The 13,134-nt window shown below is 43.8% G+C and carries 14 protein-coding genes; 6 read left to right on the top strand and 8 right to left on the bottom strand.

Annotation, left to right across the window (positions count from 1 at the left end; all coding sequences use genetic code 11):
- Positions 1-15: 15 nt before the first annotated feature.
- The 3 genes from CLV59_RS04235 to tssO (CLV59_RS04245) are packed head-to-tail and all read right to left on the bottom strand — an operon-like array spanning position 16 to position 1,958.
- Complete coding sequence (locus tag CLV59_RS04235) at positions 16-936, bottom strand: PKD domain-containing protein (RefSeq protein WP_111590745.1); 921 nt, start codon at positions 934-936, stop codon at positions 16-18.
- A complete protein-coding gene (gene tssO, locus CLV59_RS04240; protein WP_170137641.1) occupies positions 936-1,430 on the bottom strand; it encodes a type VI secretion system TssO in 495 nt (164 codons plus the stop codon). Before tssO (CLV59_RS04240) ends, CLV59_RS04235 begins: the two co-directional genes overlap by 1 nt.
- A gap of 12 nt (positions 1,431-1,442) precedes the next feature.
- The gene (gene tssO / locus CLV59_RS04245; RefSeq protein ID WP_111590746.1) at positions 1,443-1,958 is read right to left on the bottom strand and encodes a type VI secretion system TssO; all 516 of its coding nucleotides are present in this window, start codon (positions 1,956-1,958) and stop codon (positions 1,443-1,445) included.
- A gap of 235 nt (positions 1,959-2,193) precedes the next feature.
- Between tssO (CLV59_RS04245) and CLV59_RS04250 the strand changes: the two genes are divergently transcribed.
- Positions 2,194-2,631 (top strand): GPW/gp25 family protein, encoded by a 438-nt coding sequence (locus tag CLV59_RS04250; RefSeq protein WP_111590747.1) that lies wholly within the window; start codon positions 2,194-2,196, stop codon positions 2,629-2,631.
- A 12-nt stretch (positions 2,632-2,643) separates the two neighbouring features.
- Positions 2,644-4,458, top strand: a complete 1,815-nt coding sequence (locus CLV59_RS04255) for a type VI secretion system baseplate subunit TssF (RefSeq protein WP_146616122.1) — start codon at positions 2,644-2,646, stop codon at positions 4,456-4,458.
- Between the two features lie 4 nt (positions 4,459-4,462).
- On the opposite strand, the gene CLV59_RS04260 is transcribed toward CLV59_RS04255, so the two are convergent.
- Together CLV59_RS04260 and CLV59_RS04265 are read right to left on the bottom strand one after the other, a co-directional pair.
- Positions 4,463-5,620 (bottom strand): hypothetical protein, encoded by a 1,158-nt coding sequence (locus CLV59_RS04260; RefSeq protein WP_111590749.1) that lies wholly within the window; start codon positions 5,618-5,620, stop codon positions 4,463-4,465.
- A 17-nt stretch (positions 5,621-5,637) separates the two neighbouring features.
- Positions 5,638-6,525 (bottom strand): TssN family type VI secretion system protein, encoded by an 888-nt coding sequence (locus CLV59_RS04265; protein ID WP_111590750.1) that lies wholly within the window; start codon positions 6,523-6,525, stop codon positions 5,638-5,640.
- 128 nt (positions 6,526-6,653) lie between these two features.
- On the opposite strand from CLV59_RS04265, the gene CLV59_RS04270 reads away from it, so the two are divergent.
- Positions 6,654-7,562: a type VI secretion system baseplate subunit TssG gene (locus tag CLV59_RS04270; protein WP_111590751.1), complete on the top strand. Its 909-nt coding sequence runs from the start codon at positions 6,654-6,656 to the stop codon at positions 7,560-7,562.
- A gap of 120 nt (positions 7,563-7,682) precedes the next feature.
- Here CLV59_RS04270 and CLV59_RS04275 read toward each other — a convergent pair whose 3' ends face one another.
- Positions 7,683-8,516, bottom strand: a complete 834-nt coding sequence (locus tag CLV59_RS04275) for a tetratricopeptide repeat protein (protein WP_111590752.1) — start codon at positions 8,514-8,516, stop codon at positions 7,683-7,685.
- 130 nt (positions 8,517-8,646) lie between these two features.
- Here CLV59_RS04275 and CLV59_RS04280 point away from each other — a divergent pair, with 130 nt between their 5' ends.
- The 3 genes from CLV59_RS04280 to CLV59_RS04290 are packed head-to-tail and all read left to right on the top strand — an operon-like array spanning position 8,647 to position 11,248.
- Positions 8,647-9,114 (top strand): hypothetical protein, encoded by a 468-nt coding sequence (locus CLV59_RS04280; RefSeq protein WP_111590753.1) that lies wholly within the window; start codon positions 8,647-8,649, stop codon positions 9,112-9,114.
- A 60-nt stretch (positions 9,115-9,174) separates the two neighbouring features.
- Positions 9,175-10,173 carry a DUF2157 domain-containing protein gene (locus CLV59_RS04285; protein WP_111590754.1) on the top strand — a complete coding sequence of 333 codons (999 nt, stop codon included), beginning with the start codon at positions 9,175-9,177 and terminating at the stop codon, positions 10,171-10,173.
- On the top strand, positions 10,160-11,248 hold the full coding sequence (locus tag CLV59_RS04290) for a hypothetical protein (RefSeq protein WP_111590755.1): 1,089 nt from the start codon (positions 10,160-10,162) through the stop codon (positions 11,246-11,248). Before CLV59_RS04285 ends, CLV59_RS04290 begins: the two co-directional genes overlap by 14 nt.
- A gap of 79 nt (positions 11,249-11,327) precedes the next feature.
- On the opposite strand, the gene CLV59_RS04295 is transcribed toward CLV59_RS04290, so the two are convergent.
- The gene (locus tag CLV59_RS04295; protein WP_111590756.1) at positions 11,328-12,218 is read right to left on the bottom strand and encodes an NAD-dependent epimerase/dehydratase family protein; all 891 of its coding nucleotides are present in this window, start codon (positions 12,216-12,218) and stop codon (positions 11,328-11,330) included.
- 281 nt (positions 12,219-12,499) lie between these two features.
- Entirely contained in the window at positions 12,500-13,006 is a 507-nt protein-coding gene (locus CLV59_RS04300; protein WP_111590757.1) for a hypothetical protein, read from the bottom strand.
- Positions 13,007-13,134: the final 128 nt, after the last annotated feature.

Below are 13,134 nucleotides of genomic sequence, written 5' to 3' on the forward strand. Positions count from 1 at the left end.
GATATGGATTAGAAATTACTTTTCTGTTCTATGTTGTTGCACATTTACCATACTTACACATTTCTTTGGAGACATAGTTAAACCTACTTCATCTATCACAATATTCTTACTGAATGTAAGTCCAATGCAATAGGAGTAGAAGTCTGTTTTCTTGCTCCCTGTTTCATCTGATGCCTGTGCGGAAGTCTTTTCACCATTGCATAGATATTTCTTCACCAGATAATAATAATGCGAATTGAAATTCTTTCCGCTGGCAATAGCCTGCAGGTGAAGCTTGAAGTCATTCTTCATGGCTTCTCCGCCGGCGCCGGGGTCTATCATGTCGAGGTCATCAAAGGCGGTGATGTTCAGGGAATAAAATACCGGGGCAGCACTTTTATCCGTTTTGAGCATCACATTGTACCTGCCCGGACTACGATACGTATAAAAGGCCGTACGCCCTTTGGCATCTACGCGGCCTGTTTCTCCGAAACTCCATTCGAAGATATTGGCATCGCCTTCTGCTTCGAGACGTAACTGCTCTCCAACAGTTCCTGCCGTTGGTCCGGTAATATGAATACTATCTATTACGACTACCGGTACCGTGTCTTTCACTACCACGGCAAATTGCTGCTGCATTTTACCATCTACGGTGAGGCGTACGAGGTAGGTTCCGGCAGTACGGAATTTGTAAAATCCGCTTTGCTCTTTTGTTTTACTACCGTCGCCAAACTCCCACTGCCACTGCTTTGCACCCGGAGTATTATCAGTATATACCAGGTTCTCGTTCAGGAAAATCTCATCTTTCAGTAAGTGTGCATTTATTTCACGATGACTGAAGAGGATCTTTATTAGGAAAAATACCACTGCCAGTACAAGTACCGCTACAAGAATGTATATATAGATTCGGCTGCTATTGCCTGTTTTTAATGATTTATTTTTAGTTGTACTTTCCACTAGTTCCTGCTTTGGTTGATAATCGCCTCCTGTATGCCTCGTTTGGAGAGTTTGCAGCGGTCCAGGTCGCTGTTGAGTTTCTCTATGTTATGGTAGTTACCTCGCAGCTCCTTTTTATCGTAAAACATTACTTCAAGCAATTGTGCTTCCTGAAGAAATGCCTTGTAGCGGACGTCATAAGACTTGCGCTGATAGGCTGCTTTGATACTGCCAATGGCATTCAGAATATCCGATTCCAGAAAGAGGGCTTGCACAGAAGGATCAAAATCCATAATCTTCTTATAGGTAGAATCCACTGCCGGACGCATTTCTGCAGCTACAGACTCGAATTGCTTCTCCGACGTGATTTTCTGCGCCAGCTTATCTTTCATGGCACTGTTGCCAACATCACTGCCGGAAAACAACAGCCATGCGAGGAGTACAATGGTGAAGAGACTAAGCACCAGCAGGAATATAAACTGCTCTTGCCGCTCTTTAATGCTAAGATGCGCCATATGATATAACGTCTAATATCCGTTTAACTTTTTCATTGCCTTTTTCGTGGAGTTACCGCAAGCTTCCAGTTGTTCACGCAGGCTTTCCATCTGAAAGCGGGTTTGTGACAGGGAATCTTTCAAGCTGGCTAATACCATGACGTTCTTCGTCATCTTACCATACAATTCATAGCTCGGGACCACTTCCAGTTGCTTACGCTCATCCAGCAAACCCCGGACACGGTTATTATCCGACTGCACGCCGTTTATCAGCAATGCCTGGTTACTGAGCTCCTGCGCATCAGCATTTACATATTGAGTCAGGGACCTGAACTTGAGCAATACGTTATCAAAACGACTAGTTACTTCCTCCCGGTAGTAGGCCAGTTGATCGTAAGAACGCGACTGCTCTCCCAGCAATTGCAGCTCATGCCTGCTGGTAAAGAAAAAGCATGCAACACCGACTAAAACAAACAAAATCAGAATAACGAAATGAATGATAAATTTAAAATAGGCTCTATTCAATTCGTGTAAATTGATCGGCTTCATGTATTATGGCTCCACTTTAAGGATCGGTTCAATAATATGGTTTATGCGTTGTATGGTTACACCTACGCAACAGGGTTAAATGTTGCTGTGATTATGCGTTTTGTCGGGCTAAAAACGTATCATCTAATATTCATATATCACATAATCACTGGTCGAATATACTCACAAATCGCATATGAAAAAATGTTTTTTATTCATTTTTTTTTAGTTTTATGATAAGTTAATATGTTAACCAATGGCCATTTCTTATTATAAAAAACCTTTCGACTTCTCTCGCGTTTTTTCCAATAATCCGCTGGAAACCTGTGATAACGGGGCTTCCATCGCGCAACATATTGAATTAATCATCTTCACCCGATTCGGTGAACATCGGTTCGATCCTAACTTCGGCTGCGAAGTATGGGAGCTGGACTTCCAGTTAATCGTTAATCAATCCATGTGGGAAGATCGCATGTGCCAGTCGTTGTCTCAAGCTATAACCAGCCAGGAGCAAAGGTTGTATGGTGTCGACTGCGAAATTAGGATCACTGACGTTGAGAAAGTATTTCCCCTGCGAAGGATTACTGAAATAAAAAAACGTGTAGACATTATTGTGAGTGGAAAACTTGCTACAACAGGAGAGAACTATGTTTTTAATACTGCATTGTTTCTCAGTCCATTATCTTCTGAATAACCGCAAAATATTATGATGCAGTATCCATTACACTATAACTCCAAAGATAATATACGCGCACGCCTGATGCAGACTGCGGCTGATTTCTGGGGCATACGTTCCACAGCGGATCTCGACCCGCTCGTGCGTTTGCTGATAGAAGCCCTCTCCGGCGAACTATATAACCTCGGCAACGATTTGAAAAATACAGAAGGCCGGCTCCTTAATAAACTGGCAGCCTTACTGACACCAGATCTGCTGACAGCGGCATTGCCTGCCCATGCATTAATGCAGGCTTTTCCTATTGAAGAAAGCGAACTCCTGCGGGAAGACCGCCACTTCGTTTACAGTCCAAAAAAAGAAAGCGGCGCACAAGAAGTATTCTTCTCTCCCGCAATGCCAGTGCATATCTACGATGCCCGCATCGCTTACATGGCAACAGGATCTCATCTTTATATGAATGATCCTCACCGAGGGAAAATTCTCATTGGCGCAGGTAAACATCTGCCTTTGCAAACACTCTGGTTAGGACTTCGTATCAATAATCAATTATCCGAACTAGATAACTTTCCGCTTTATTTCAACTGGCCCCACTTTGGATTCGATAACGAATGGTACCAGTTGCTCGCATTGTGCACCGGGAAAGTGAATGGTCATGAGATTCAATTGCAGCAAGGTTTTCCTGCCCGCCCTTCCGCTACAGATAAAGAAAATATCCTGCAACAAACATTGGCTTTTGATGTGATGCCAGTGATCACCAGGGATGTTATACATTATTATGATCCTCACTTCCTGCATTTTTCTATCCGGCCTCATGCATTCGAAACGAAGGCCTGTCCTGAAGTATTCCGTTCCTCCTTTGATGAACGTACCCTCAGCAATATGCAGGAACAGCTCCTATGGCTGGAGATCAAATTCCCGCCTGCCATTCAGCTAGATAACGTGGACGTATACACGAATGCGATTCCAATGATGAACCGGCGATTACATCAAATTACCCATCGGTTTAAAGGTATTGGGAATATCATTCCGGTGAAACCAGGTGTCCAGGAGTTCTTTCTGAGCGTACATCAACTCAGCGATAGCCATGGGAAACCCTATTTCCCGGTATCTTATAACAGTAACGAGGAAAATGAACAGGATGCTTATTCTGTTCGATTGGGTGGTGCGGAAAGGTTCGACAGCAGGAATGCCCGTGAAATCATTAACTATTTGTTTGAGTTGCTACGTGATGAAAGCGCAGCGTTTTCGGCCTATGGCTATGATTTCCTCAACGATATCCTGAAAAACCTTCAGCAAAACCTGGCATTGGTGGAACAAAAGGCACGTAAATCGCTCCATGCCCTGACGGAATCCACCCGTTACGTGATCGTAAAACCATCTTCTCCAACAGAGACGATGCATCTTTCCTACTGGACTACGCAACATGATGTTGCCCATCAACTGCGCAGTGGGATGCTGCTCACCCAGTTTGAAGGATCAGGTACCCGCGCAGACTCTTTAGTATTGCTGACAAAGCCCGTTGGCGGGCGACAAGCAGCCGACAGAGGGAACCTCTTACAGGCCTATAAATATGGACTAATGACCCGCGACCGTATCGTAACGGAAGATGATATACGAAACTTTTGCCGCCATGAACTGGGCGGACGTATAGCAGATGTGAAAATTCAACGGGGAGTAATGGTGTCGCCACATCCAAAAGAAGGATTGAAGAAAACGACCGACATACTTCTCACACCTGCGCAGCCTTTTGAAAAAGAAGAATGGGAGTTTACGCAACAATCATTGCTGCGTAAACTGGAGTCACGCAGTGGATTACTGGTGACCTACAGGGTATTACTTGCCTAAATACTTAATCCAGTAAACTCCAGGTATTGCGCGCCTTCGTTTGTTCGATGGTGCGCTGTTCTGCCACTACGATATTCTCCCTGCGCTGGCCAATAAACTCCAGACTACTGAGCTTATTCCACAAGGCAGACAATACCTGCATGCAATCCTGCACTTGCTGCATAGAATGCCGGATATTGTAATGATCATACACGATATCTACTGTTTTTGCAAGCAGGTCCTCGAAATTCCCCGGTGTCACGTCTCTCCACTCATAAAAATATTTGAGCATCTCTTCTTTCTCACGGGAACCTGGGTAATTCAAGCCGGTATAAAAGATATGTGCAAGGTTAGAGAAGACGCCCACCATTACTACGGGCGATTGCTGATGTACCATATTCCGGTAGGTGAAAAATACCTGCGCTATATAGTCCAGCATACGCTCGCAGAGCGCTTTTATATTGTTGGCGAGATCCGTGCGCTGATCGCGAGCAGTAACCTTTTCGATAATACGAAAACTACTCATCTGGATATCATTTAACAACATACTAAGTTGTTCATAATATCTGATTAATGCCGGATGACTAACAACAGCAGTACTGGGGGGAATATATTGATCATTGGCAGACACGCGTCCGTTCTTACGAACAAGCTGGCCGATCACAAGGTGATGCAGGCTCATATCCGGTGCTGTCACCTGTTCTGCTGGCAGTATGGCTAATTCCACTCCATTCAGTACATGTGGATGCCGTGGCGGCGTTTCTCCCGGATCAGGCGTGCCTGCAGGAACACGTTCATATGGATTTACACTGAGTACTACATTATAATAGTTCACCTGATTTTCCTCCTGGGCCTCTTCTTCTGCAAAAGAGTAGGAGCGCACCAGTTGTTCGGCATATGCTTCCGGCAGGATATGAATGCGTATACCGCCAGCAGTAATGGCATTGCACTGCCGCAAACGTATTTCTACTTGTCGCGTAGCACGTTCATTTATTTCGAAATCGCAGCTGAGACGCTGACCGCGATAAGGCGGCAGCAGCCCGAAATCATAGCTATGGAGGAACAGGGAGGCGGTATCACGGATCGCATCTGTGAAGTGATCTTCCGTTTCCATAAAGTGACGACGGGAGATCTTCATCCCATCTATCCAGTTAACAGCAGCGTGTTTGCGAGGAAATAACATAAGAATCTTTTAAATGATCACAAAATGACAACCCTGTCTTCACCGCCGGCTTCCTGTTGCAGTCGGGTAACTCTTCGCGCAAAAATGGTGTGCTTTTCCGTTACCTGGTTCTGTGCAATGCTTTCTGCGGGGTCAATGAACTGCTTGCGGGAGAAGAAACTGGGCTTCAGATAGAAGATCCAGCCATAGGGCTCTTCTCCTGTTGCATAGTGAATGCCATTACGTGGGAACTTAATATTATAGTCGTCTATGAATTTCTTGAACCATACGCCGAAGTTCATGTCTGGCGGCGCTTTTACCTTTACTTTCAGCGGAGAGGGATCGTTGACCGCTTTAAATACTTCTACCTCCAATACTTTTAACTTATCGATATCCACATCAAACATATCCAGTGGCTGTGTGCCATGAGGATAGTACCATACTGTATAAATCTCAGAAGGAATGCTAATCATTGCCATATACGTCCACCAGAAGAGCAAGGGGACCATAAATACCCAAACAGAGGTGGCGGCCAGCCAGCCATAATCCAGGTCATTCAGGCGATTGAAAATCAGTTTATAGAGATAGCATCCCAGCAACATGCAGATGACTCCCATCAGTACCGTCATTCCCTTTTTTGTTTCCAGGGCGGCAGGGTTGTGGCGTGCCAGCAGGAAAACTGCCAGGATGCCAAACAACAGGTAACTCAACTGCGACAAGAGGTAACCCCATGGCATGAAATACAGTCCCAGTAAACTGAATAACCCAGGGATAGCCAATACAATACTGGTGAGCAATAGCGTGACAATGAGCTTACGACTGCTCATCAGACGGTTCTTCTTATTTAAGACGAACATGATAGCCCCCATGATGGCGGCCACGAGCGGAAAGAATATATAACTTACAAAGACAGACTTTACATCCATAGTTTACGATATGGTCAAACGGCGGTTAATCTAAAAACATTTTTCACAGGCAAGGGTCAAAAATTTTAGGGTTTTGCCTGATTTTTGTGCTAATTTAAGGACTACAAATTTAAGAGAATAATTAATTTATGGAGGACTCCCCATCATTTAATGTCAACAATTTTCATACCGATTACAAGGCGGCCGTGCTGGCAGCGGAGTTGGTAGAAGCGGGATTTGATATTAATCGTTTGTTTATATGGCCCTCTGGCAGCAACAGGCGCAATTTTGCCAAAGATGTACTGAGCGTCGATTGGTACGCGCCCGATGGTGGCTTCAAAGATTATCTTTGTATTAAGAGTAGCAGGGAAGGAATGTATGATATGTTACCGGAAGGCATCTTTCATACCGCAGTGCCCTATTCTTCCACCAGAACCACCGAAGAACTGATCGACCAGATAAAACTCCACAAAGAACAGGAAAAGCAGGCAAGGAAATTCTTTCTCCCACTGGAAGCGGAGATCAATCAATTCCGCATACTCATTGAGCTCTACGAAAACAAAATCGATAAGAAGAATATTTACAACGATCTGGTGGAAATATTCCGGCCAGGTTGGGAGATTTTTGAACTCCTGGATCAACAACAGGCCAACATCTTCCTACACCTGATTCCTATGCTCCACGACGCAAAGGGCGACCTGGAAAAGTTGGAGCAGGTACTGGTATTAATGTTACAAATGCCTGTACAGGTGAAAATCACTGCTGCACAAGTAAGGACTGCCACCACTGGCAGTATCCTCGGAGAAAGTATGCTGGGCGTGGATCTGGTAGCAGGAAATGCCTTCCTCGAAGGAGATGAAGAAGTGTTAATACAAGTGGGGCCTATTGCTCCCGCAGCTGTTATTCGCTTAATGCCAGGCGAGCGTCTTGAGCAAGTAGTGCGCTGGCTGGTCAGTTACTTTGTACCGGCTGATATGGAAGTACGTTTGGAAACAGTAATCACAGAACGTAGTATGCAGTTGGAAGAAAGTGTGTTGGGATACACCGCATTTATTTAGCGTTATCCGGCCTGACCATGGCTATAGGAGTAGTAATCGGAATGGCTGTCATCTCCCGTAAAATATAAAAGCATCGCCATGATAACGATGCTTTTATAAAATGATCCTTTATATAAAAACTTACTTTTTCTTCGTAGCCCAAATCTTTTTTGTGGACTCGAAAAAGTCGATGATCGGTTGTTGCGTATAGATATCGATATAATCTGTCCAATATTCAAATGCCTCGTGTAGCGAACCGGCAGGCATTTCTTCCTCTAAAAATCCAGCTGGTGGCGTATGTCTTTTCTTCACAATTTCCGCAGGTAAATACGGATTCACTGCAATTGCGTCTACCAGCAGTTGCGCTGCACTTTTATGATCTTCATCCAATATGGCCAGCAATAATTTTCCATAAGCAAATGAAATGGTATGCTCAACAGGATAGCTATCCAGAAGGTCTCTTGCTGCACTATAATCCTCTAATGCAAAGAGGCATTCCAGTTTTAGATGCCTCGCCCCCTGATTATCCAGCGGATTTAACTGCAGCATTTCATTGTAGACTTCAATAGCTTTATCAAACTCCTCATTAAATTGCAGTTCCAGTCCATACAAATGGCAAGCTCTCAGATAAGGTCTGTTATTGGTAATCTGCCATGAAAGTCGGGCTGTTTTTATTTTAAATTCTTTAGGAAAGCATTCTTTTCCCAGTCGATATACCTTTTCGGCCACCAGATAGCTTTCGAATTCTTTTTCCTGGTTCCTGAAAGCGACCGATAAATGATTATAAGCATCCAGGAAGTAGGGATGTTCTTTGATGATTTGCTTCAGAATTATTTCGGAGAAAACGTCATCCGTATTCAACATACCAATGGCTGCAGTATACTGTTCCAATGTTTTTTCTCCATAAAAATCGTCAGGAAGGATGAATTCCCATTCATTCCCTGTAGATTTCTCTACCCGTGGTTTGAGGATCATAATGACAGCTATAATTTGCTAACAAGATAGGCAACTTTACCCTTAAAACCTTAAGGACCTGAACGGTATTTCTCCGCCTCCTTGTATTGAATTATTAAAATTTAGCGATCTTGTTTGAAAATCCCTGATTATGACCGGACAGGAAATGATGGAGTTCAAAGCTAACTTGAAGCGCATAGGTGAATCGCTTATCCAGGAACGGATTGCTGCCACGAAATTGGCTATCGATAATGCGCAGGAGGCTGCGAACAGCGAAGAGAAAAGTTCGGTAGGAGATAAATACGAAACCGGAAGGGCCATGGGACACCTTCAAAAAGATATGTTCACCAGGCAGCAGCTCGAGAATAAGAAAGAACTGGAACAGTTGCAGAAAGTGAATGTCAATACTATTTATTCCGGCGTTCAAACGGGGGCCTTTGTGAAATGTGCCGATTATGCTTTCTTTATTGCAGCGGGACTTGGAAAGCAGCTGCTGGATGGCCAACAGATTTTTTTCCTGTCCCCAGGCGCTCCGCTGGCAAGATTGTTACTTCACAAGAAAAAAGGGGATCACTTTCTCTTTAACAAGCAGGAAATGACGATTCTTGATGTTTTTTAAAGTCGTCCTGTATCTTTAATTATATATGGAAACATGAACATATTGTTATAATTTCCGCCCATGAATATGCGTATGTTCGAAAAACTGCAGGGCGACGGACAGCTATCCCCGGCATCCGCGGAGAAACTCCGTAGCGCCGCTGCAGCGAAATTGTTTAGCCTCCATTGGGAATTGAAGACCATTCTTTACCTCGGCGTATTGTTATTAAGTGGCGGCTTGGGGATACTTATTTATAAGAACATTGATACGATTGGGCACCAGGTGATCCTGGCCATTATTGCTGCCGCGTGTGCAGGATGTTTTTATTATTGTTTTAAACACCGAAACCCCTTCTCCTGGCAGAAAGTAGCCGCACCAACGCCATTTTTTGATTACGTTTTATTGTTGGGTTGCCTGCTGTTTGTCACCTTTATTACCTACCTGCAAGGGGCATATACCGTATTTGGATATCATTATGGTACAGCTACTTTTATCCCATTGGTGGTGCTTTTATTCAGTGCCTATTTCTTTGACCATATCGGTGTGCTGAGCTTAGCTATTACGAACTTCGCCGCGTGGCTGGGGGTAAACGTGTCGCCTTATGCTTTACTCAATGGCTTCTCATTGGATGACGTACATCTCATTCATACAGGCGCTTTTCTTGGCGTTGGACTGATCCTTGCGGACTTCCTGAGTAACCGTCTGAATAAAAAAGCGCATTTCGGATTTACCTACCGCAACTTTGGAACGCATGTATTCCTCATTGCATGTCTGGCTGGGATGTTTAGTAGTGGTCTGGATAAAGAGGGAGACAACAGATACCTGCTCTGGTTTTTGTTCCTGGCAATTGGCTGCTGGTGGTTTTTGAAAGAAGCCTTCAGACATAAGAGTTTCTACTTTCTACTCATCGTATCGCTCTATGCCTATGTAGGGTTGAGTTACATGGTGATTCGTTTGTTGGTGAGTAGCCATGAGTTGGACGTTATTTATTTAGGTATTCTCTATTTTATTGCTTCGGCCATAGGGTTGATTGTGTTCCTGGTGAAAGCCAACAAAATTATTAAACATGCTAGCGTATAATAAAACACAGTTGGATAATCAGGAGATTATCGCAGCTACTGAAAAGGCATATAAACAAGGGTACATTAGCGCAGAGGAAAGAAATAATATTACCGAGGCACATCCGGTGGAGTTATACTCCCCGAATGTCTTTATGCGTGTAGGGATTTTCGTTTTAACAATGATCATCGCCATCTTTTCTATGGGACTGTTTGGCCTGATGTTACTTAGCGGAAATGCATCGGAGGGAACTTTCAGAGGATTGTTGTTTTTCTGTGGTATAATAAGTTATGCGGCTGCTGAGTTGTTGATAAAAGGAAAACATCATTATAAATCGGGTGCTGATGATGCGCTCATTTACTTCAGTGCTATCTGCATCTTCTATGGTGTCTTACTGGGCACTCACTACGAGAATGAAATTCGTACATCGGCTCTTGTCATAACTATCATTAGTGTTTATATCAGTCTGCGCTTCGCTGATATGATCGCCACTGCTGCTGCTTTTGGTGGATTAATGTGGTTATTATACAGTTTTATTCCTAATCCATGGGTAATAATGATCGTATCATTAGGTAGCTATCTGCTTGCTGTCAGACTGAAATATAAATACTACGCCAGTAATGCGCTGGTCTTACAATCGCTTGCATTACTTACCTTATATGCTGCTGGTAATTATTTCGTAGTAAGGGAATTGACAGGGAGGACGCTATCCATCTTCTGGGTTAGTACGGTATTGATACCGCTTATTTATCTCTTCCTGGGAGTCTATAAAAAGGACAGAACTTTACTGCGTATCGGCCTTCTCCTTATTGCGGCGATGGTCTTTACCATTAGGTATTATCATAGCATTGCGCCATTGGAAGTGGCTATGACTTTTGCGGGCGCGGGAATGATCGCCATTGCGTATGTCCTTCTCCGTTATTTAAAAACGCCGAGGCATGGATTTACATCTGAAGAAGATGATGAAGAACAAACAGGCGCTTTACAACTGGAGTCTTTGATCATTGCGCAGACCTTCCATAAATCTGCTGAAAGCGATCATGTTAACTTTGGCGGAGGTACTGGTGGTGGTGGAGGAGCTTCCGGAGATTATTAGAAAATTATAAGTGCAAAGAATTTTTAAAGTAGTAACAAAAAGGCGCCGCGGGAGCGGCGCCTTTTTGTTGAATGGCTAATCAGATCTCTTCCAATAAATTATCGAATACAGGCTGCCAGCCGAGTTCTTGTCGCGCTTTAGCTGCGCTGGCTACAATATTTGACCCTAGCCCGAAATGTGCCATCGCAGGGCCCCATATTTCGATAGCCTCGCTTATGGAAAGTGATTTTACTTCCTCTTTCAACCCCAATGAACGATTGATTTGTTCCGCGATCGCCTTAAAGGAAGTAAGACCATTTTCAGCATAGTAGAATGAGCCAGCGGGGGCTTTATCTATCGCCAATTCATAGAGCGATAATAAATCCATTACATGGACATTTGAAGTCAGATGTACACCTTTCCCGATCATGATAGCACTTCCGCGTTGTCTGGCGTCTCTCATCAATGTGGGAATCTGGTCACTTTCCTGTTTTAATGCCAACCCTTTTCCATATACCATCGTCGGACATATTACTACTGTATGTATACCTTTTTCTGCATAATTCATCACTTCGCGGTCAAGGAGTACGCGGGCGGCTCTTTCCAATACTGGTTTTTCAATAATATCCGTGTAGGCGTTGCTGTTAGCAAATTGTCCGGCTGCTTTATCGCCGAGTATGCCGCCGCCGGAAGTGTGGATATACATTTTACCGCTGCCTTCCAATGCCTCGAGAATGGTCGCCGCCAGGAAAGTGTCATCAGAATTGGCCACATTGATCACGATATCGGCAGCCTGAAGTTCTGCTGTAAATGCAAGGTCGTCAATCATTGGTCCTGCAGTGGCATTAATACCCAGTGCCTTTAATCTGGGAACATCTGCTTCCCTGCGTACCCTGCTATATACCTCAAATCCTTTCTGTTGTAAATAAATCGCCAATGAGCCCCCAATGTAACCGGTGGTGCCGAGAATGAATACGCGCTTTGTTGCCATATGTTTTTTGACAGTAAATCTGAGGGAAGGAGAGGAATTGAACAACCCGATTCTTGCGGTATTTTAGGAGTGAGTGCGGAGAAGGGGGGATTATATCACAAACAGAAGGGATTGTGGAAGAGGTGCGCTATTAGCATAACTACATTGCAGAAGAATTTGGAGTTTGTACTATTACTGAAATTAGTTCATGATACAAGCAAACAGCACAGCGTAAGCGGTGCGTTTTGCTTGTATTGCTTTTATATAGTCTGGTTTGAACATCATTCCGGCCCAATATTGGATCATTTGTTTTGACGCATGCGGTATCTAATTTGTGCCATGGATTTTTCATAGGCGGCTTTACTCTCCTTTATATACGTCTGCATCTCTTCACTTTCTTCGAATTCCTTAGATTTTTGACTATCGTATTTAAACACCATTAATAATGCAAAAATACCAATCACTATTATTATCCCGAAAAGGACGAGTCGCTGATGGTCTGGTTTCCATTCATATACCTCACATATAGCGCAGAGAGCACCCACCAATACCACGCCCAAAGACAATAAAATTCCAGCTGCTGAATCAGGTGGAGGGGTTGGTCTAATGGGATAAACTACTTCCGTCATATCCACTTCTTCCTCCTCTTCCTGTATTGCTGTAATTTTCGGTTTTGCCTCATCTACAATCGGAGGAGGAAGCATAAAAATAGAGTTGCAGTAATTGCATTGAGCCAGATCGTTGCGTTCAGGTAAGAGTTTAACATTAGCGCTACCACATTGAGGACAAGTCAGAGCAAGCATTTCCATGGATATAAAGGATAAGGTTGATGTGTAAAGTTAACAATCGTTGTGAGATTATATACTTTTTATCTCGCAGGAGAAGTTGGTTCGGGAGATACTATCTGAAGAACTTAAAAGGCATCGCTTATGCGATG

Origin of the sequence: Chitinophaga dinghuensis (assembly GCF_003259435.1) — a bacterium.
In the GTDB taxonomy this organism is placed as follows: domain Bacteria; phylum Bacteroidota; class Bacteroidia; order Chitinophagales; family Chitinophagaceae; genus Chitinophaga; species Chitinophaga dinghuensis.